The following is a 20,949-nucleotide window of genomic DNA, read 5'->3' as shown; positions in this document are numbered from 1 at the left end:
CACCGTCTTTCCAAGTGTTTTCAGGCTCTCCGTATGGGGAGCTTTTTTTTGAAGCGCGCGAAAGAACTCGTTGTTCCAGGCTGGATTTTAGTGAGGCGATGCGATGGGAACCTTGTCGATCAAAACAAGAATTACGCTGGCTGCCGGGAGTTGCCTGTTTGTCATGGTGCTTTGCCTGGTGGGGTTTTCGATTCAGCAGATGCGCGACACCTCGGCGGTGGTCAGCGCGTCCAGTACCCAGGCGCTGTCCCAGGCCTCCGTGCAATACCTGGAGGCGATGGGGGCCTTGCAGGCCAACGGGATTGAGCAGCGCTTCCTCAGCAGCCTGATGTTCACCCGTTCCCTGGCCACCCAGGTCGTGATGATGCGCCGCCAGGCCAAGCAAAATGGTTTGGCCCCGGCGCAGCTGCGTGGCGATCTGTATCGCTTGATTCGCGCGCAAGTGGCGACCACGCCGGAGATCCTCGGCGTCGGCATTTCGTTTGAACCGAATGCGCTGGACGGCGCGGACGGCAGCGCGATCAATGGCGCGGATTTCACTGGCAATACCAAGGGTCGGTTTGCGGTGTATGTGTCGTCGATGCAGAACTTCGTCCTCGATGAAAAGGAAATGCTCGACGACGGCGATCCCGGCAAAGCCTGGTGGAATTGCCCGAAGAAAACCCGCAAGGCGTGCCTGATCGAGCCTTATACCTTCCAGCTCAACGCTGTGCCGACCCTGACGTCGAGCATCGCGATCCCATTGATGGATGGTGGGAAATTCCTTGGTGTGGTCAGCATCGACCTGCCGTTGAGCAGCCTGCAAAACATTGCGCAGAAAGCCAGTACCTCGCTGTTCGACGGTCAGGGGCAACTGACGTTTGTCAGCGCCGCCGGTGCCGTCATGGGTAAAAGCGGCGATCCTGCGGCGTTGGGCACATCCATCAAGGACCTCTATCCGCGACAGGCCGCTGACATGTTCGAAGGTGCGAAGTCGGGTAAAACCCTGACCCTCGATGAGCCTGACAGCGCCAACGTGATGCTCGTCGTGCCGTTTTCGCCGATCCCGAATGCCAGCCAGTGGATGACCGTCATTGAAGTGCCGCGCGCCACGCTGATGGCCTCGGTCGCAGAGATGCAGCAGGTGATGGAGCAATCCAATCGCCGGTCGATCATGGTGCAAGTGGCCACCGGGATCGGGGTCACCGTGGCCGGTACGTTGTTGATGGGGTTGTTGGCGGTCAGCGTCACTCGGCCTATTCGTCGGGTGTCCGTCATGCTGGAAGACATCGCGAATGGCGAGGGTGACCTGACTCGCCGGTTGAACGCCGAGCGCCGCGATGAAATGGGCGCGCTGGTGGGCTGGTTCAATCGCTTCCTCGATAAGCTGCAGCCGATCATTGCCGAGGTCAGTCAGAGTGTTTTGGAGACCCGATCCACCGCAGACCAGGCGTCGTCGATTGCGACTCAAACCAGCAGCGGCATGCAGCAACAACTGCGCGAGGTCGAGCAAGTCGCCACCGCTGCCCATGAGATGAGTGCGACTTCTCAAGACGTCGCGCGCAACGCGTCCATGGCCGCGACCGCTGCGCGCAATGGCGACGTCGCTGCGCGGTCCTGCAAAGGTACGATCGAGACGGCTGCGCATTCCATTCAGTTGCTGGCCGATCACATGAGCGGCGCCATGAGCGGAGTCCGCCAGCTCGCCGACAGCAGTGAAAAAATCGGCAGCGTGCTCGATGTGATTCGCACCATCGCCCAGCAGACCAATCTGTTGGCGCTGAACGCCGCCATCGAAGCGGCGAGGGCCGGGGAAACAGGGCGCGGCTTTGCGGTGGTGGCGGATGAAGTTCGCCATTTGGCCCAGCGCACCCAGGATTCCGTGAGTGAGATCCAGGGCGTGATCGAAAGCCTGCAAAGCGGTACGCGCGAGGTGGTGAATGCCATGCAGAGTCAGCACCGCCAGGCCGACGCCAGCGCTGCCCAGGCACTGGAGGCGGTCGGTGCCTTGGTCCATGTCAGCCAGAACATCGAAATCATGACCGACATGAACCTGCAAATCGCCAGCGCGGCGGAAGAACAGAGCGCGGTGACCGAAGAAGTGAACCGCAACGTCTCGGCGATCCGGGATGTGACGGGCGCATTGGTGGAACAGGCTGATCAATCGGCCCGGATCAGCCAATCCCTCAACGACTTGGCGAACCAGCAACAGCTGCTGATGAACAACTTCAAGGTCTGACCCTCTGTGGGAGCGGGCTTGCTCGCGAAGAGGGCGTGTCAGTCAACATCATTGTCGCCTGACACACCGCCTTCGCGAGCAAGCCCGCTCCCACACTGGATTGGTGTCGCTCACAAAGCCTGCGCCTGGTACAGATCCCCCTGTGGGAGCGAGCTTGCTCGCGATGGCTCTGGCACAGTCAACATCACCGTCACCAGACACACCGCTTTCGCGAGCAAGCCCGCTCCCACACTGGAATGGCGTCGCTCACAAAACCTGCGCCTGACACAGATCCCCTTGTGGGAGCGGGCTTGCTCGCGAATAGGGCGTGTCAGTCAACATCATCGTCGTCTGACACACCGCTTTCGCGAGCAAGCCCGCTCCCACACTGGATGGGCGTCGCTCACAAAACCTGGGCTCGGCACAGATCCCCTGTGGGAGCGGGCTTGCTCGCGAATAGGGCGTGTCAGTCAACATCATCGCTGCCTGACACACCGCTTTCGCGAGCAAGCCCGCTCCCACACTGGAATGGCGTCGCTCACAAAGCCTGCGCCTGGCACAGATCCCCCTGTGGGAGCGGGCTTGCTCGCGAAGAGGGAGTATCAGTCAACATCATCGCTGCCTGACACACCGCTTTCGCGAGCAGGCTCGCTCCCACACTGGAATGGCGTCGCTCACAAAGCCTGCGCCTGGCACAGATCCCCCTGTGGGAGCGGGCTTGCTCGCGAAGAGGGCGTGTCAGTCAACATCATCGCTGCCTGACACACCGCTATCGCGAGCAAGCTCGCTCCCACACTGGAATGGCGTCGCTCACAAAACCTGCGTCTGGCACAGATCGCCTGTGAAAGCGGGTTAATGGCCACGCCGAATATGATCTGCCGCTTTCTCGCCGATCATGATCGCCAGGGCGTTGGTGTTGCTGGAGCACAAACTCGGGGCGATGGAGTTGTCGGCGACGCGCAGGCCTTCGATTCCGTGTAACCGCAACGTGTTGTCCACCACCGCCATGTCGTCCACACCCATTTTGCAGGTGCCGACCGGGTGCAGGGCGGCGTGGGCTTGTTGGCGTACGAACGTGCGGTAATCGTCGTGGGTACGCAAGGGGTCGGCAGGGACGTGCTCGCGCAGGATGTGCCCGGCCATGGCGCTCTGGGACATGATGTGGCGGCCGAATTCGGTCGCTTGCACCATGCATTCCAGATCGAAGGGATCGCTCAGGTAGTTGGGTTGAATCGACGGCTGGTCCATGGGGTTGGCGCTGCGCAGTTGCACCGCGCCGGTCGAGCGCGGGCGGGTCTGGCATACGTTCAAGGTGCAGCCATTGCCGCCGGGGACGGAGCCGACGCCCGCCTCGACGCCGGCGCCGGCCATGAAGCAATACTGCGCATCCGCACGGTTCTCCGCCAGCGACGTGCGCCAGAACGCGCCACCTTCGACCACGTTGGAGGTCACTGGGCCTTCCCGAAACAACGCGTACTGCAAGCCGGCAGCGAGTTTCCAGTGTGGCTTTTTGTACTTGTCGTAGCTCAAGGGGCGGCGCAGTTCATTGATCAAGGACACCTCAATGTGGTCCTGCAAGTTCTGCCCGACCCCAGGCAGGTCATGCATCACCTGGACGCCTTTCTCGTGCAGGTGATCGGCCGGACCAATACCTGACAGCATCAACAGTTTCGGTGAGTTGATCGCCCCGGCGCTGATGATGACTTCGCATTCGGCCCTGAGCACATGACGCTGGTTTTTCTCCACATATTCAACCCCCGTCGCGCGCCCCTTTTCGATGAGGATTCGCAGTACCCGGCAGTTGGTTTTCACCGTCAGGTTCGGTCGCTTGCGCGCAGGCTTCAGGTACGCGATGGAGGTGCTCGATCGCAGGCCGTTTTTCGCGTTGATTTGATACAACCCACAGCCGTCCTGCACCCCGGAATTGAAGTCGGCGTTATAGGCCAATCCAGCCTGTTGGCAGGCTTGCAGCCAGCGCTTGGTCAAGGGATGGGTGTAACGCTGATCGCTGACGCCAAGCGGGCCATCGGTGCCGTGGGCGTCGTTGCTGAAGCGGTCGTTGATCTCGCATTTGCGGAAGAAGGGCAGGACGTCCTGGTAGGCCCAGCCCTGGGCACCGGCGGCGGCCCAACTGTCGTAATCGGCGGGTTGCCCGCGCAGGTACACCATGGCGTTGACCGAACTGCCGCCGCCCAGCGCACGCGCCTGCACCATGGTGGGATTGGCGGTGCCGATATAGTCCGCTGGCGGCTCCCATGGATAATGCTCGACCAGGTTGCCTTGGCTGGTCTTGTAGAAACCGACCGGCAGATGAATAAACGGGTGGCTGTCTCTCGGACCTTCTTCGAGGAGGATCACCGAAGCCTGCGGATTTTCGCTCAGGCGTGCTGCAATCACACACCCGGCTGACCCGCCTCCGACGACGATATAGTCGACCATTGTTGTGTACCGTCCTGGTCAAAAAAACGCCGGATCATGCTCTTGTGCAAGAGCGAATGATCCAGCGCTGAAGTGACTGATAGATCCCGTGCTGAAATCGGCAGGGGTTTGTGTTTACGCCGGTATCACCACAAAACTATCCGGCTTGCAGGTCAGCGCCACGTCTGCTCCGGGCGGCAGCGTGAGGCTGCCCGGAGTCGGCAGTTGCTGGCATTTCAGATCGATGGTGCCGCCGGCCACCGCCACCCGGTAAATCACCCGGTTGCCGATAAACGACGTGTCCTTCACCTTCCCGGCAAATGCCCCGTCAGCCAGCGTCGCGCCAAGGGCAGGCTCCAGGCCGATGGTTTCAGGACGGATTGAAACATTCACCGGCCCGGCGCCGAGGCTGTTCTTGGCTGTGTGCGCATAACGACCGAACGGCAGATCGACAAATCCATTGCTGGTATCGCCCAGCCCGTACGTGCCGTTGACGATGTTGGTGTCGCCGAAAAACTTCGCGGCGAACAGTGTGCGCGGCGACCAGTACATCTCCTGCGGACCACCGATCTGCTCGATGCCGCCCTTGTTCAACAACACCACGCGGTCCGACAGGATCATCGCTTCATCCTGGTCATGGGTCACATAAACGAAGGTGGTCGAAGTCTCTTCGTGGATGCGTTTGATCTCGTTGAGCATGTGGTGGCGAATCTTCAAATCCAGCGCCGCCAGCGGTTCATCGAGCAGCAACACGGCGGGGCGATTCACCAGCGCCCGCGCCAGGGCGACCCGTTGCGCCTGGCCGCCGCTGAGCTCGGAGATCCAGCGATTCTTGAAGCCATCCAGTTGCACCAATTCCAGGGCCTTGGTCACTTCACGCTTGATCTCATCCTTCGGTTTCTTCTTCAGACGCAGGCCGAACGCGACGTTATCGAACACATCGAGGTGCGGGAACAGCGCGTATTTCTGGAACACCATGTTCACCGGGCGCTGCTCGGGCGGCAGGGACGTGGAGTCCTTGCCGTCGATCACGACCTTGCCGGTGGTGGGCTCTTCGAAGCCGGCGATGATGCGCATCAGGGTGGTCTTGCCGCAGCCGCTGGGGCCGAGCAAGGTCAGGATTTCGTTGCGTTTGACGGTCAGGTCGACTTTGCCCAAGGCGGTCAGGCCACCGTAGCTCTTGGAGATTCCGGTCAGTTCAATACTGTTGCTCATGGCGATTACTCTGCAGTTTCAGCACGTTCAAGTTCGAGACGACGACGGCGCAAGGTCATGACCAGGCCGGCGATTACGATGATGGCGATGGTCACGACCAGCATGAATACCGAGGCGGCATTGATGGTTGGGCTGACGGCGCGGCGCATCATCGAAAGAATCATGAGGGGCAGCGTGGTGTCGCTGCCGGTGACGAACACGGTGATCAGGAATTCGTCCATCGACAGCGCCACCGCGAGGATCGCGGCGCCGGCAATCGTCGGGCCGATGATCGGCAGCGTGACTAGCCAGAACGCCTTGAGCGGCGTGGCGCCCAGGTCCCGGGCCGCTTCTTCGAACGACAGATCGAAGTATTCCAGGCGAGAACGCACGGACTCGACGAAAAACGGAAAGGTGAACAACGTATGCCCGATCACCACCGTCAGCAGCGAGCGCGGCAGGCCGATCAACGAGAAGAAAATCACCAGCGCGATCCCCAGGAACAGACCGGGCAGGGCGATGGGGGCGAAGTTCATGAAGGCAAAGACCTTTTTGACCCGGCCTTTCATGCGCATCAGCGCCAGCGCCGAAAACGTGCCCAGCAGCGTGGTGAGAATGGTTGAGCCGGCGGCAACAATCGCACTGTTGGTCAGGGCCGTCATGAAGTCCGAACTGCTGAACAGCGCCTCATACCATTGGGTAGAGAAGCCCTCGAACGGGAACGACAACGAGGCCGACGAGTGAAAGCTGAACAGCGTGATAATCGCGATCGGCGCGTAGAGAAACAGCATGTAAACGTAAGTGAAGAGTCTGATCATGGCGGTCACCTTGTTGTTATGGGCGGCATTCAGTCGTGGTAACGCTTGCCGGGCGCCAGGTTGGCCGCCCGCAACACACCCAGCAGCAGCGCATAGACCAGCATGAAGACAATCAACAGCAGGTAGGCCATCGCCGCACCCAGTGGCCAGTTACCCACCGAGCGGAACTGGTTGGCGATCACCAGGCCTGTGGTCATGGCATCTCGACCGCCGAGTAACTGCGGTGTGACGTAGTCACTGGCGGCGAGGACGAAGGTGAACATGAACGAACTGACGATGCTCTTGTGCGCCATCGGCATGATCACGCGCCACAGGATGGTCGCGCCGCTGGCACCGAGGTCGGCGGCCGCTTCGAGGTAATCCTTCTTGATGTCGCGCAAGCCCGACACCAGCAGCAACAGGGTGAAGGGCAACATGATGTGGACCAGGGTCAACACCACGGAGAACTTGCTGAACACCAGCCAGTCCAGTGGTTGGTCGATCAGCCCCAGGTGCAGCAAGGTGGAGTTGATCACGCCGTTGGTGCCCAGGATCGAGCGCCAGGCGTAAACCCGCACCAGGTAGCTGGAAAACCACGAGATCAACGCTAGATACAGCACGGCGTTGGAGCGCGTGCGATACACGATGTAATAGGCCACTGGTGCGCTGATCACCGTGGACAGCACGGCGGTCCAGAAACCGTTTTGCAGCGCGATCCACAGCGAGTCGTAAAACCCGCTGGCGCCAAGGGCCTTGGCATAGTTGGCCAGGGTCGCGGCCGGTTCCATGCTGAAGGTCTTGGCAGTCCAGAAACTGGCGACCAGCAGCAGCACCGACGGGATGAGAAAGAACACAACCAGGAAAAACAGGGGAGGCGACGCCAGCAAATAACCGCTCAGGGTTTTCTTGTCGATTTTCACGTGTTTACCGGCCTGCGATTCCCGTTCATCAAGAAGGATGGGCTCGCTGTTGTTGACTACGTTCATGATTAGGGTGCCTTTACTTTTTTATCGATAACGAGGGCGCTTTGGCGAGCGCATGCACGGCGTAACGTGTGCTGTTTCCGGGCGTTGTGAATGGCGTCGACAGGCCATTGCATCGCCCTCATCAAACGGAGCAGCGCGTGCCCGTAAACACGCGCGCTCCGGTCACCGTCCGTTCAAACCAACCTTCCGCTGCACCGGGTTGCCGGCGGCTCTAGAACGAGCCTTTGAAGTTCGCCCACTGATCGATCCATTCAGCATAGGTCACATACTTGTCGGAGCTCAGGGGCGGCTGGCCGTAGAGTTTCGACTTCTCGAAAAAGCTGTCGAGGTTTGCGTAGTCGAAGGTGTTGCGCAGGTCATCGGGCAGCAGCGGCACGGCTTTCTGGTTGACCACGCCCGAGAACATGGTGGTCGCCATCTTGGCCTGGGTTTCCGCCTCGAGCGTCTTGTTGATGAACTCCAGCGCCAGGGGCACGTCTTTGGCGGTTTTCGGGATAAACAAGGCATCGCACCAGAGCGCCGCGCCTTCCTTGGGAACGGACAGCGCGGTGGTCACGCCGCGTTTGACGGTTTCGCTCGGGGTGTTGGCTGACGCCGAGAACACCGCGTCGACTTCGCCCGATACCAGCAAGGACACCGCGTCACCCGAAGAGGCGGCAAAGACGCGGCATTGATCGCGATACGGCTTGAGTTTTTCGAAGGCGTCGTCGAACTCGGCACGGGTCAGGTTGGGGAACTTGTCGCCGTAGCCGGCAATGATCGCGATGAGGGACCAGTTGGAAGTGCCGTCATCGACGAAGGTCAGCTTGCCCTTCAGTTTCGGGTCCAGCAGGTCCTTGTACTCGGTCGGCTTTTTCACGTTTTTCGGGTTGTAGACAATGGTGTTCATGCCCCACAGCAGCGGCACGCCCCACTGTTTGCCATCCCAGAACCAGCGCTTGCCCTTGTAGAACAGCGGGACGGTATTTTCCTGCGAGTAATTGGGGATCTTCGAAGTGTCGATCGCCTTGAGCAGGCCCATTTCCTGGTAGATGGTCTCGTAGCCCAACGCGTACATGGTCAGGTCAAGCTGCACCGGATCGGAACCGGCCAGCCGCGCGGTAATGTCGTCCTGGTTGCTGGCGTAGCTGGAGCGCACGGTGATGCCACGCTGCTTGCGCCATTCAGCCAGTTCCGCGTCACCGGTTTCACCTTCCCAGCCAAGAATCTCCAAATGCCCGCCCGACGCGGCGAACGCACTGGGCACGAAAGAACCCACGTACAACCCCACGGCAGAGGCGGCGGCCCCGAGCAAAAACGTGCGCCGTTTCAAGCTGATCGAATCCAGGTCAATGCCGGTCAAGCCATAACCCGTCTCTGTTTCTTTTTTCATTTCGAGTTCCTGCCTAGGGTGGTTGTTAGCAAACGCTTTGCGACTAGCAATGTCTGTAGATCGGCAGTGTTATGGCCAGCATGGGTCCTTTGCAGCTGGGGAGGCGGGCGGCGCGAAAATGCCGGGTGCAACAGGCATTGCGCAGTTGACCTCCACTGATCCGATTGACTCTTCCTTGGCTGGGCGGCGCCGCTTTCCTCGTGTTGCGAGGTCAAGCCTTGAAGCGGCGCGCCCAGCGCTTGATAGGCTCGGCTTGTTGTTTTCATGGATCGAGTATTGGCCTGGCAGGCAGAGCACTCAATTTCGCAGCATCTTTAAAAGCGACGCACTCTGACGCATCAAAGTGACCTAATCGGCGCAGCAGACCCTCCCTAACCATAGTTCTCCCTGAACGGGTGAGGGGGATCGATCAGCTGCGTCAACCTGCGTCTCTTTTACCGGGTGTGCGAAATTGAGCCGGGGCGGCGGCGGGCGAATACTCCAATCGTGATCCTGAGGTTTTGATTGGAGTGTCCTGTGAAACTCACTGGCGGCCAGATTGTGGCGAAAGCGCTGAAAGCGAACGGTGTCGACTACGTGGCCGGAATGCCGGGTGACGGCGCGTGGACATTGGTGGAAGCCTTGCTGACGGCCGGCACCGACATCCCGTTCATTCAAGTGATGCAGGAGCAAAGCTCGGTGCATCTGGCCGACGGCTATTTCCGCGCCTGCGGCCGTCCCATGGCGGTGTTGCTGCCCGTCCCGCCGGCTATTTCGAAAGCCCTGGGCGCGATGGCGGCGGCGTTGGCGGACTCATCGGCGATGTTGGTCATCAGTGGTGACGGTGTTTTGTTTGACCAGCACACCCCCACAGGTGATCTGTGCCAAGCCAAGTGTGGGAGCGGGTTTGCTCGAGAAAGCAGAGTGTCAGGCGATATTGATGTTGGATCTGCCGGCGACTTCGCGAGCAAACCCGCTCCCACAGGAGGGCTGGCCCCCGGCATTACCAAAGCGCATGTGCAGGTCTCGGCGATTGAACAGTTGCCGCAGGCCCTGCGTCAGGCGTTCGATACGATGTTGAGTGGCCGGGTCGGCCCGGTCAGCCTGGAGATTGCCCACGCGGTGCAGAACGCTTCTCTGGACGTCAGCCTGGCGCCCGCCACGTTACGGGCGAGTAGCGAAACGCAACGGCCGGATCCCCGATTGAAAACCGCCGCGCCGGGTGAGAATTCCACACCGCACTGGATTGACGACAGCGTCAGCGATCTTCCGGTCTTGACCGTTCACAAACCCTTGGCCGAATTGCGCGCGGTGCTGGAAAACGATGCGCTGCTGGTCATCGGCGCGGGGCGTATCCAGGCCATCGCACGGGAAATGTTCCCCCTCGACGATCCCGGCAATCTTCTGTGCACCGGCGCTGTCGGGACGCTGGGCTGGGCGGTGCCGGCGGCGATCGGCGCGAAGCTCGCGATGCCGGCGCGTCAGGTGGTGTGCGCCGTGGGCGACGGGGATTTCCTGCAGTCGATGCAGGAGATGGCGGTGTGCGTGATGCACAGCATTCCCGTGGTGTTCCTGGTGTTCAACAACAGTGGTTACGTGTCATTGAGCGATGTGCAGGTCCCGGTGGTCGAGCAGCATCGCGCCGGCGAATTCAATTTGCCGGACGGCAAACCCTACTCGCCGGACTTTGCTGGCATTGCCAGGAATTTCGGTCTTGAGGCGTGGCGGGTCGAGCACGCTTCACAACTCAATCCGACCTTTATCAAGGCCCTGAACAGCAAAGGGCCGTCATTGGTCGAGGTGATCACGGCGCGCGGTTCGCGGGTGAATTAATCAACGGGTCTGCAGAGGAATCAGGCGATGGGTATTTTGGACTGGAAGCACTGGGTCGTCATTCTGGTGGTGGTTGTGCTGGTGTTCGGCACCAAGAAGCTGAAGCATCTGGGCACCGATGTCGGTGAGTCGATCAAGGGCTTTCGCAAAGCCATGAATGACGAGGAAAAGGGCGGTGAGCAACCGCCTCAGTCCTGACCGCCCCACACGATGGTCGCGTTGTCGCCGGTCATGTATTCGCGCACTTCCAGGGGTAAAGACGGGTCGCTGGGCAGCACGGCGGTGGCGTTGCGCAGGTGATGCTTGCGGATCTTGCCTTTATCCACCAAACCCAGCGCCATTCGGGTAGAGAAGGGCTGGCGGAAAGACGAAGACGCCACGCCGGTCACCAGGCCATACAGGAAGCGGATCGGTCGGCGATGCTGTGGGGTCAGGATCGAAAACGTCATCTCGTTGCGTTGTTTGCCTTCAAAGTCCACCAGAAACAAACGGTCCCCGAGCAACAGACAAAAACCGTGATAGGTAAACGAGTAGCCAATCTTGCCGCTGCCATCGAGCAACGGGAAACGCTCAACCGTGACGTACTGCACCATCGAATCGGCGCGATACAGGCACGTCACCGAGCGCAGGATCCGCCCCTTGTAGATCGATGAGTTGTGGTAGCGGTAATAGACGCCCAGATAGTCTTCAAGCAGATCAGCCGATTGCTTGGCCAGCGGCAAGAAATGATTGAATTGCGCCGAGGCGCGCAAGTCTGTCGGCAGCTCATTTTCATACCCTTCATAAAACTTCTTGAACTCGGCGGGCGGGCGAAACAGGTCCTCGGCTTCCATCATGAAATAGCGGCCGATCTTCTGCAGGATCTTCTGCGAAGGAACGTGCTGGCCCACCAGGTATTTGTTGAACTGCTGGCGATTGACGTCGACCTTGCGGCACATATCGGCCACTGACCGGCAGGACTCCACCAGCGTACTGAGGTTCTTTTGCACATTGGCCTGCAAGTCACTGCGAACCTGCTGTCGCTCGGGGTGCGAGGTGGCGGCAGTCAACGACATGGGGGGCTGATCTCCTCGGCTGGGCATTGTTATCTCGATGGGGTCTGGTTAATTAAGTGGCAGGTTATAAAAGTTATAGCGCAGTTATCGAAATAACCCTTTGCTTAACCACAAGTGCTTGAATTTACTGTTATTAATCCAAGCATGTTTTATGCCGGTTTATTCAGTTCCAAGGGTTCTTTTATAAACAGCTGAATGCGGCGTGTTTTCGGCTTGTTTGGCGCCGATAAGGCTGGATCATTGTGGCCGGGCGGGCCAGTCCAGAGCCTTCGGGTTACTCCCGACCACAGCCAGTAACACATTGATTTTTCGTGGGTAACAACTGATGTTGCTTCGTCTTGAAGATACTGTTTGGCGGCCAGGGTGCTTCAGTGCGCGTCATGTATTGATGAAGTGCGAAATGGAGATAAAAAGAAGCGCCGCTGATACTTCATGGAGCACTCATTAGTGGAGTCTTCAAGCGATGGCAAGATTAACCGGTGACATTCCAGGGCAAAGGCGTTTCAAGGTCGGCATGGTCGGCGGTGGGCAGGGCGCTTATTTCGCCAGCTATCACCGTGCGGCCATGCGCTTGTGCAATCGCTTCGATATTGTCGCCGGCGCCTTCTCTTCGGACGCAGATAAATGTCGGGAGGCCGGGGCGGCGTTCAATCTTGAACAAGACAGGATTTACCTGTCATTCGCAGACATGGCCGCTGCCGAGTCCCGGCGTCCGGACCCCATTGATGCGGTGGTCATTGTCACGCCCAATCACCTGCATTTCGAACCGTGCCGGCTGTTTCTTGAGGCCGGGATCCCGGTGATTTGCGACAAACCGCTGGTCAATGACCCGCAAGAAGCCTTCGAGTTGGCGCGCATTGCCGATCACAACAATACGTTTTTCGCAGTGACCTACACCTATCAGGGCTATCCGATGGTCAGGGATGCGCGCAGTCGTATTCAAGCCGGGGAATTGGGTGAAATCCGCTTCATGTATGTCGAGTATTTGCTGGAGTGGCTGGCGCCGGGCGTGGAGGGATTGAGCAACAGCCTTGCGTGGCGCGGCGATCCTGCGAAGGCCGGCCCGACCGGTGCGTTGGGCGATGTCGGGACCCACGCCTTCAACATGCTCGAGTTCCTTTCCGGGCGGCGCTGCACGAATCTGAACGCCAAGTTGACCACGGTCGTGCCCGGTTGGGGGCTGGACGACACCTGTGTGGTGCAACTGGAATTTGCAGGTGGCGCAGACGGTTTGCTGTGGGCCAGTTTCGCCGCGCCGGGGCATCGCAACGGGTTGCGGTTCAAGATCATTGGCAGCAAGGCGTCGCTCGAATGGTGCCAGGAATCACCGGAAACCCTGTTGTTTACGCCTATCGACGGTGCCGACCGCATCTACCGTCGCGGCCAGAGCGACAACGCGGCCCAGACGTTGACCTTCACCAGCCTGCCCGCAGGCAATACCGAGGGTTATCTGGAAGCTTTGGCCGTGCTGTATGCCGATTTCGCCGAAGCCCTCGATGCCAGGGCGAGGTGGCGCACAGCGACGACCGTGCCGTTGCCGGATATTCACGAAGGCGTGCGCGGCGTGCTGTTGTCCCAGGCCTGCGTCGAATCCAGTCAACGGCGGGCCTGGGTGGTTTTTCCAGATCAGTAAATCCGTTGGCTCAAAACGCGATCACGATAAAAAAGTCGAGCGTTCCGCTCAAAAACTGTGTTGAGGAAAAGCGATGTCAAGCGAACTGCATCAAGCTGCGTATTCCGTCCTGCTGCCCGCGTTCGGGGATCTGCAGCTGGACGACAACGTCCGTCGTTATTTGAGCCGTGGCGGCGTTTCCATTTTGCTCGGTGAAACCCGGGACGAGTACGTCGGCCGGGACATGAGCCAAGCGCGTAAGGGCACTGAAACCCAGGCCGACTTCATCGACATCGCCGCAGAGGCAACGGCGTTGGCCGGGGCGCCCGTGCTGATTGCGGTGGATCAGGAACTCGGCGGTATCGAGCGCCTGCATCAATTGGTGCCGGCCATTGCGTCGAGAGCACAGCTTAACGACCTCAGTGCGCAAGACATCGAACAACGCAGTTTTGACATGGCCACCGTAGCGCGGGGCCTGGGCGTCAATCTGTTCCTGGCGCCAATTGTCGATGTGGTCACGGGCGCCAACCCGTGGTTGCACAACCGTCACTTGGGGGCTGATCCGGTAGAAGTCAGCCGGGTTTCCTGTGCCTTTATCCGTGGGGTCCAGCGTGCCGGGGTCATCGCCACCGCCAAGCACTTCCCCGGTCATTACGTCACTGAAAACGATCCGGCCATCGCCGAAGCTACGGTTCCGGGGCCGCTGGAATTGCTCAATGACAACCTCGACGTGTTCAAGCACGTCATCGCGACCGGTGTGCAAGCGGTGATGCCTGGGCCTGCGGTTTTCCCGGCCATCGACCCTGATCACTCCGCCTCGACCTCGGCCAAAGTCATCGGGGTTTTGCGTGACACCCTCGGATTCGGCGGCTTGATCATTTCCGATGATCTGGATGCGGTGTCCATCCTCCGGGGTCATTCGATCACCGACACTGCCGTCGCTTCGTTGGCGGCGGGCGCGCACTTGTTGCTGGTGTCCAGCGAGTCGGGCCTGGATGCCATCGCCGAGGCGATTGTCGCGGCTGTTCACGAAGGCGCACTGGACCGTCAAACACTGTTGGACGCGGCCACCAGGGTGCGCGCACTGGCAGCGGCGAATCACGACCAACACACTTCGCGTCGGGGGTGATCATGAGCACCCTTGAAAGCAAGGCATTCAGCGTGCTGTTTCCGGTGTTGCTCGATCTGGACATGAACGACAGCGTGCGCCGTTTTCTCGGCAGTGGCGGGCGCAGTCTGCTGTTCGGCGAGACCGCGCAGGAGTATGTCAGCGGCAAGATGAGCGCGAGCCGCCTGGAAGCGGAAACCCTGGAGAAGTGGCAGCGGTTCACCGGCACGGCCAAGGAGCTGGGCGGTCCGTTGCTGCTCGCGGCGGATGCGGATATCTCCGCGGTGCACCGTTTGCAAGGGATAGCGCCGGCGCTGCCCGAACCCGAGCGGGCCAGGGCGATGGCTGTGGTTGAGCTTGAAGAGGCGTGTTTTCAAGTCGCGACCGCCGTGCGCAATGCCGGGGTGAATCTGCTGCTGTCGCCGACCGCCGATGTGGTGGGCGGCACCAATGTCTGGCTGCAGGGGCGCACGCTTAGCGATGATGTCGAGCGCGCGGCTGCGATGGTCGGCGCTTATGTTCGAGGTGTGCGTCGGGCCGGGTTGGCCAGCACGCTGAAGCATTTCCCCGGGCATCCGGTGCTGCTGAATCAACCGGCCACGGAAGTGGCGGTGGTCAACGAGTCGCTGGATCAACTGCGAGCCTACTGGCCTGCGTTTCAAGCCGGGGTGAATGCCGGGGCCGACGCGGTGATGATGGGGCCGGCGATTTTTGCTGCGTGCGAGCCGCCGGTTGCTGCGTCGCTGTCTCCCGAACTGATCGGTTTGCTGCGCCAGGAACTGGGGTTCAAGGGCCTGGTCATGACCATTGACCTCGATCACCGCTCCACCATCGGCGACTTGTCCCTCGGCGAAGTGGCGGTGGCGGCGCTGAACGCGGGGGCGGATCTGTTGCTGGTGTCCGCCAAGGCGATGCCGGAGATGCCGCAGATCGTTCGCGCCATCACCGCGGCCATCGCTCAGGGAAGGTTGTCGCAGGAACGACTGGACGCGGCTGCAATGGCCGTCTCCACCTTGGCCAACCGCCTCGCGAATTCTGCCCTGTAACCCCTGTGGGAGCATCCACACCTGACGCAGCAACTGCGTCAGGTTGCGCCGCATTTGCCGCGAGTGCGAAATAACCGCCGGAATCCTATCGCTCTACACTGGATGTCAACGGTAGGAGCCTTATATGCACACTCAAAACAACATCCTGGCCTTGCACTCCACAGTCGCCAAACATTCAACCCTGGCAATCGACATCGACATCGCAACGACCGTCGGTTTCGATGCGCTGGAGATCTACAGCGGCAAACTGGAAGCCTATTTGCAGGCCGGTCATTCCGAATCGGAACTCAAAGCGCTGCTGAGCAACACCCACGTCACCGGGATCGGCTACCTGAGGGACATCGAACGTCAGGGCGCCGAACGCGACGATTTGCTGAAGGAAGCGCAACGTCTGTTTCAACTGGCCAACCTGGCCGGCGCCAAAGGTGTGCAAGTGCTCACCGGGCCGATCAACGTGCAAGCGGTGATTGATTTTCAGCAACACGGCAGCAGTACTCATTACAGCGGTTTGCTCGGGCACGATGAAGCCGAGCAATTTGCGTTGACCGCCCACAATCTGGCGCTGCTGGCAGACCTGGCCAAGCAGTACGACGTACTGCTTTATCTGGAAGCGTTGTCGTGGACGCCGTTGAACACCCTGGCACACCAACTGCAGCTGATCGATCGCACCGAACGCAGCAACGTCAAAATGGTGATCGATTACTGGCATTGCTTTACCTCCGGCGTTACACCCGAAGACATCGCGCGCATGAACAAAGATGTGATCTACGGCGTGCATGTGTGCGACTCGCTGCCGTTTGCCGGTGGCATTCCCAATGAAGACATCCTTCGGGACATCCCGACCGGGCGCGGGATCTTGAACCTCGCCGAGTGGACGGACGCGGTGAAGGCCACCGGTTACGACGGCTGGTGGAGTTGCGAGTTGTTCTGCAAGAAACAGCAGCAGCAAAACAGCTATGAGGTCGCGAAAGAGCTGAAGGCGCTTTTAGTCAGCCTCGTTGGTCGATAAAGCGCCGTTCCCACGGATTAACTACTCCCTCGTTACCTCATAAAAGGTCTTAAGCGTCATGGTGGATTTCATCGTAATCGGAGGCGGCTCGACGGGCTGCACGGTGGCATCGAGAATCAGCGAAGATTCGTCTGCGTCGGTGGTTCTGTTTGAAGAGGGGCCGCGCGACCGCAACCCCTACATCCATATTCCCGGCGCTTACTACAAAACGGCGCAAGGCCCACTGCTCAAGCGCTATGCCTGGGAGCCCACCGAAGATCAACGCCGCGCCGAAACCCCGACCATGGTCCAGGCCAGCGTGCTGGGAGGCGGGAGTTCGGTCAACGCGATGATTTACATCCGTGGCGTACCCGCCGATTACGACGGTTGGGCCGAGCAGGGCGCAACCGGCTGGTCTTACAAAGACGTATTGCCTTACTTCAAGAAAGCCGAGGATAACGAGCGTTTCTGTAACGACGTCCACGGCGTGGGCGGGCCATTGGGGGTGTCTGATCCGATCAATATTCATCCGCTGACCAAAGTGTGGCTGCGCGCTTGCCAACAGTACGGCTTGCCCTACAACGAGGATTTCAACTCGGGTAAACCTGAAGGCTGCGGGTTGTATCAGATCACCGCCAAGAACGGTTTTCGCAGCAGTGCGGCCGTGGCCTATCTGGCCCCCGCGAAGTCGCGCAAGAACCTGACGGTCAAGACCGGTTGCCGTGTGATCCGCATCCTGATGCAGGGCAACAAGGCCATTGGCGTGGAATACATCGAGAAGGGTGTGCGCCAGGTGATGCACGCCGAGAAGGAAATCGTCCTGTCGTCCGGCGCGATCAACTCACCCCGTTTGTTGATGTTGTCCGGCATCGGCCCCGCCGCGCAGCTTGAAAAGCACGGCATCAAAGTGATCAAGGATTTGCCCGGCGTGGGGCAGAACCTCCAGGACCATATCGAAGTGTCGCTGGTGTATGAATTGACCGGCCCGCACAGCTACGACAAGTACAAAAAGCTCCATTGGAAGATGATGGCGGGCTTGCAATACGCGCTGTTCCGGCAAGGCCCGGCGGCCTCCAACCTGATCGAGGGCGGGGCGTTCTGGTGGGGCGACAAAGCGGCCACCAATCCGGATATCCAGTATTTCATGGTGGTTGGCGCAGGCATTGAAGAGGGCGTTGACTCGGTGCCCGGTGGCAACGGCTGCACCCTCAACCTGGGACAGATCCGGCCGAAATCCAGAGGCTATGTGGAGCTGTATTCCGCCGACCCAATGTCGCCACCACGGATCGTGCCCAACTATTTCTCCGACCCGTACGACATTGAAAGCCTGGTGGACGGTTGCCTGGTGGGCGAGGAAATCATGTCCCAGGCAGCCTTCAAGCCTTATCTCGCAAGGCGCCATGTGCCGGATGCCACGGTAACCTCGCGAGCCGCCATGAAGAAGTTCTGCCACGAAGAAGCCCACGCCGCGTTGCATCCGTCTGGCACCTGTCGCATGGGTGTGGATGAGCGTTCGGTGGTCGGTCCGGACTTGAAGGTGCACGGTATTGAAGGGCTGCGGGTCGCCGATGCGTCGGTCATGCCGACGTTGATTTCAGGCAACCCCAATTCGGTGTGCATCATGATTGGCGAGAAGGCGGCGGATATGATTCGAAGTGGTCGGTGAGGGTGACATCGTTGAAGCAGCAGGCATCAATCCGATGAGCCCGGATCCGTTGATCCGAGCGTTCTGAACCATCGCGTTTTCGTGCAGTTCAAATGATTACAGCGTCAGGCATTGCCTGCCCGGAGATGATCCTATGAAACGCACGACCCCTTTACTGTTGGTGATTGCAGCATCCCTGCTGCTCGGCGGCTGCTGGCCGTACTGGCATGATGGGCATGGGCATGGACGTGATCACGGTCGTTACTACGGAGGTCAGGAGTACCACCGCTATTAGCGGTGAGTGCATGAGCCCAATCTGCAAAGGTCGGGCTTTTTCATGCCTGCCGAAAACTACATTCACGGCGCGCCCCAACCGTCCCGGACCGCTCGTCGAATCCCTTCCAGCAGCATCGCAAACGCCGGGTTGTCGTTGTTTTCGCGCCAGATCAAATGCAGCTCGCTTTGCACGCCTTCCCCCAGGTCGATATCGCGAAACACCACGTTCTTGAACACCACACTTGAAGCGCAGCGCGGCACCAGGGCCAGGCCCATGCCGGCGTTGACCAGGGCCAGGATGGTCAGCGACGAGCCCAGCCATTGCACGTATTCCGGGGCGACGCGGGCCGAGCGCAGCATACCGGTCAGCAGTTCGTTGAACGGCGGGTAGGCGGCGTGGGAGTACATTAGGAAAGGTTGGGCGTCGAGGTCCTGCACCGACACGCTTTCGGCGCTGGCCAGTCGATGATTGCTCGGCACGGCGAGGAGGAACGGCTCGCGCACCAGGCATTCGGTGGCGTAGCCCGGCTCCAGCAATGGCGCGCGAACGATGCCAAGGTCGATGCGGCGAGCGCGCAAGGCTTCGTGCTGTTGGTAGGTGTTCATCTCCGACAGATCGATTTTCACGTGGGGCTGTTTGAGTCGCGCTTCAGCGATGACCTTGGGCAGGAATTCATACACCGCGCTGCCGACGAAACTGATGTTGACCGAGCCGATGTCGCCTTCGGCAAAGCGCCGGGCGGTGACCGCCGCTTGCTGGGCGCGCTCCAGCAAGTTTTGCGCTTCGATGAAAAACGCGCGACCGGCGGCAGTCAACGCGACGCTGCGAGTGGTGCGGGTGAACAACTCGACGCCCAAGTGATGCTCCAACAGCTGTATCTGTCGGCTCAGCGGCGGTTGCGTCATGTTCAAGCGTTCGGCGGCGCGACGGAAATTCAGTTCGGTGGCGACCGTGGTAAAGCAGCGCAGCTGGGTGAGTTCGAACATTGATCTAATCCAGGTATCAATCGAATGCCAAGTTAGATTAGACGGGATCAATTGCCGCGTCCATGATCGGCTCGTCCCCAAAAAAACAAGATCGGGAGTCGCCCCTTGAATACCCTCCAGAGTACGCCGGAGCCCACGGTGCTGGCCCGTGCCGCCGCCAAGGTGAAACGCCATGTGCTGCCGCTGTTCGTGGTCATGTTCATCGTCAACTACATCGACCGGGTCAACATCGGTTTCGTGCGCAGCCACATGGAAACGGATCTCGGCATTGGCGCTGCGGCCTATGGACTGGGCGCCGGTTTGTTTTTCGTCGGTTACGCCTTGTTTGAAGTGCCGTCCAATATGCTGCTGCAGCGCTACGGCGCTCGCGTCTGGCTGACCCGCATCATGTTCACCTGGGGCGCCGCCGCCATGGCGATGGCCTTCGTCAAGGGTGAGACCAGTTTCTACGTGCTGCGCTTTATCCTCGGCGCGGCGGAGGCCGGGTTCTTCCCCGGCATCATTTATTACTTCACCCAGTGGCTGCCGGCGTCTGAACGCGGCAAGACCATGGCGGTATTCCTCAGCGGTTCGGCGATAGCCTCGGTGATTTCCGGCCCAGTCTCCGGCGCATTGTTGAACGTCAACGGCTTGAACCTGCATGGCTGGCAGTGGATGTTCCTGATCGAGGGCTTTGCCTCCATCGTGTTGTGCGGTTTTGTCTGGTTCTGGCTGCAATCCCATCCACGCGAAGCGAAATGGCTGAGCGATGAGGAGCGCGGCGCGCTGATTGCTGCCATCGCCGAAGAACAGCAAGTCCGCGAGGCTGCGAAAGGCCCTGTGCCGTCGATGTTCAAGCTGTTGGCCGACCGGCAGATTGCGTTGTTCTGCTTCATCTACTTCTCCATCGCCCTGACCATCTACGGCGCCACATTCTGGCTACCGAGCATGATCAAGAAGATGGGCAACCTCGGCGACTTCCAGGTCGGTCTGTTCAACTCGGTGCCGTGGATCATTTCCATCATCGCGATGTACGGCTTCGCGGCCATGGCCAGCAAATGGAAATTCCAGCAAGCCTGGGTCGCGCTGACGCTGGTGATCGCCGCGTTCGGCATGTTCATGTCCACCACCGGCGGCCCGATCTTTGCCTTTGTCGCGATCTGTTTTGCCGCCATCGGTTTCAAGGCTGCGTCAGCCCTGTTCTGGCCGATTCCGCAAAGTTATCTGGATGCGCGCATCGCGGCGGCAGTGATCGCGTTGATCAACTCCATCGGCAACCTCGGCGGTTTTGTCGCGCCCACCGCGTTCGGTTTCCTGGAGCAATCCACCGGCTCGATCGAGGGCGGCCTGTATGGCCTGGCGGCGACGTCGCTGGTGGCCGCCGTGGTGATTTTCTTTGCCCGCACCACCCCGAAAGCAAGCAAACAAATCGCGACCAAAGCTGTGGTGCCGAACCACGCCGCTTCACATTAAGACT

General features: G+C 59.9%; 16 protein-coding genes and 3 pseudogenes. 10 read left to right on the top strand and 9 right to left on the bottom strand.

From position 1 onward, the window contains the following. Window positions 1-103: 103 nt before the first annotated feature. Window positions 104-2,218: a methyl-accepting chemotaxis protein gene (locus HB680_RS00720; RefSeq protein WP_213936699.1), complete on the top strand. Its 2,115-nt coding sequence runs from the start codon at window positions 104-106 to the stop codon at window positions 2,216-2,218. A gap of 4 nt (window positions 2,219-2,222) precedes the next feature. Here the strand turns inward: HB680_RS00720 and HB680_RS32590 are convergent. From HB680_RS32590 to HB680_RS00695, 7 genes and pseudogenes are all read right to left on the bottom strand, one after another. Next, window positions 2,223-2,300: pseudogene (locus HB680_RS32590) on the bottom strand (DUF4381 domain-containing protein); the annotation flags it as partial. Window positions 2,301-2,765: 465 nt separating this feature from the next. Further along, window positions 2,766-2,897, bottom strand: a pseudogene (locus tag HB680_RS33060) (metal ABC transporter ATP-binding protein); the annotation flags it as partial. Between the two features lie 152 nt (window positions 2,898-3,049). After that, window positions 3,050-4,636 (bottom strand): GMC family oxidoreductase N-terminal domain-containing protein, encoded by a 1,587-nt coding sequence (locus tag HB680_RS00715; protein WP_213936698.1) that lies wholly within the window; start codon window positions 4,634-4,636, stop codon window positions 3,050-3,052. A 114-nt stretch (window positions 4,637-4,750) separates the two neighbouring features. Further along, the gene (locus HB680_RS00710; RefSeq protein ID WP_213936697.1) at window positions 4,751-5,830 is read right to left on the bottom strand and encodes an ABC transporter ATP-binding protein; all 1,080 of its coding nucleotides are present in this window, start codon (window positions 5,828-5,830) and stop codon (window positions 4,751-4,753) included. Between the two features lie 5 nt (window positions 5,831-5,835). Then, a complete protein-coding gene (locus HB680_RS00705) occupies window positions 5,836-6,627 on the bottom strand; it encodes an ABC transporter permease (RefSeq protein ID WP_213936696.1) in 792 nt (263 codons plus the stop codon). A gap of 29 nt (window positions 6,628-6,656) precedes the next feature. After that, window positions 6,657-7,592, bottom strand: a complete 936-nt coding sequence (locus tag HB680_RS00700; RefSeq protein WP_213936695.1) for an ABC transporter permease — start codon at window positions 7,590-7,592, stop codon at window positions 6,657-6,659. Window positions 7,593-7,803: 211 nt separating this feature from the next. After that, window positions 7,804-8,964 (bottom strand): PotD/PotF family extracellular solute-binding protein, encoded by a 1,161-nt coding sequence (locus HB680_RS00695; RefSeq protein WP_213936694.1) that lies wholly within the window; start codon window positions 8,962-8,964, stop codon window positions 7,804-7,806. Between the two features lie 516 nt (window positions 8,965-9,480). Here HB680_RS00695 and HB680_RS00690 point away from each other — a divergent pair. Together HB680_RS00690 and HB680_RS00685 are read left to right on the top strand one after the other, a co-directional pair. After that, window positions 9,481-10,776 carry a thiamine pyrophosphate-dependent enzyme gene (locus tag HB680_RS00690; protein WP_213936693.1) on the top strand — a complete coding sequence of 432 codons (1,296 nt, stop codon included), beginning with the start codon at window positions 9,481-9,483 and terminating at the stop codon, window positions 10,774-10,776. A 27-nt stretch (window positions 10,777-10,803) separates the two neighbouring features. After that, window positions 10,804-10,959, top strand: a pseudogene (locus tag HB680_RS00685) (twin-arginine translocase TatA/TatE family subunit); the annotation flags it as partial. 5 nt (window positions 10,960-10,964) lie between these two features. On the opposite strand, the gene HB680_RS00680 reads toward HB680_RS00685, so the two are convergent. Further along, window positions 10,965-11,831, bottom strand: coding sequence for an XRE family transcriptional regulator (locus HB680_RS00680; protein WP_213936692.1), 867 nt, complete (start codon window positions 11,829-11,831; stop codon window positions 10,965-10,967). A 463-nt stretch (window positions 11,832-12,294) separates the two neighbouring features. Between HB680_RS00680 and HB680_RS00675 the strand changes: the two genes are divergently transcribed. The 6 genes from HB680_RS00675 to HB680_RS00650 all read left to right on the top strand — a co-directional run bounded on the left by HB680_RS00675 (window position 12,295) and on the right by HB680_RS00650 (window position 18,525). Beyond that, complete coding sequence (locus tag HB680_RS00675; protein WP_213936691.1) at window positions 12,295-13,464, top strand: Gfo/Idh/MocA family oxidoreductase; 1,170 nt, start codon at window positions 12,295-12,297, stop codon at window positions 13,462-13,464. 73 nt (window positions 13,465-13,537) lie between these two features. Next, window positions 13,538-14,572, top strand: a complete 1,035-nt coding sequence (locus tag HB680_RS00670) for a glycoside hydrolase family 3 N-terminal domain-containing protein (protein ID WP_213936690.1) — start codon at window positions 13,538-13,540, stop codon at window positions 14,570-14,572. Between the two features lie 2 nt (window positions 14,573-14,574). Further along, window positions 14,575-15,597: a glycoside hydrolase family 3 N-terminal domain-containing protein gene (locus tag HB680_RS00665; protein ID WP_213936689.1), complete on the top strand. Its 1,023-nt coding sequence runs from the start codon at window positions 14,575-14,577 to the stop codon at window positions 15,595-15,597. 124 nt (window positions 15,598-15,721) lie between these two features. Further along, window positions 15,722-16,606: a sugar phosphate isomerase/epimerase family protein gene (locus HB680_RS00660; RefSeq protein WP_213936688.1), complete on the top strand. Its 885-nt coding sequence runs from the start codon at window positions 15,722-15,724 to the stop codon at window positions 16,604-16,606. Between the two features lie 58 nt (window positions 16,607-16,664). Beyond that, on the top strand, window positions 16,665-18,251 hold the full coding sequence (locus HB680_RS00655) for a GMC family oxidoreductase N-terminal domain-containing protein (RefSeq protein WP_213936687.1): 1,587 nt from the start codon (window positions 16,665-16,667) through the stop codon (window positions 18,249-18,251). A 133-nt stretch (window positions 18,252-18,384) separates the two neighbouring features. Then, entirely contained in the window at window positions 18,385-18,525 is a 141-nt protein-coding gene (locus HB680_RS00650) for a hypothetical protein (protein WP_213936686.1), read from the top strand. A 62-nt stretch (window positions 18,526-18,587) separates the two neighbouring features. On the opposite strand, the gene HB680_RS00645 is transcribed toward HB680_RS00650, so the two are convergent. Beyond that, window positions 18,588-19,493, bottom strand: a complete 906-nt coding sequence (locus tag HB680_RS00645) for a LysR substrate-binding domain-containing protein (protein ID WP_123512867.1) — start codon at window positions 19,491-19,493, stop codon at window positions 18,588-18,590. A gap of 105 nt (window positions 19,494-19,598) precedes the next feature. Between HB680_RS00645 and HB680_RS00640 the strand changes: the two genes are divergently transcribed. Then, complete coding sequence (locus tag HB680_RS00640) at window positions 19,599-20,945, top strand: MFS transporter (RefSeq protein ID WP_213936685.1); 1,347 nt, start codon at window positions 19,599-19,601, stop codon at window positions 20,943-20,945. Window positions 20,946-20,949: the final 4 nt, after the last annotated feature.

Source organism: Pseudomonas sp. dw_612 (assembly GCF_018449725.1).
In the GTDB taxonomy this organism is placed as follows: domain Bacteria; phylum Pseudomonadota; class Gammaproteobacteria; order Pseudomonadales; family Pseudomonadaceae; genus Aquipseudomonas.
The sequence above is the reverse complement of the archived record's forward strand: the minus strand, read 5'-3'. Positions and strand labels throughout refer to the sequence as shown.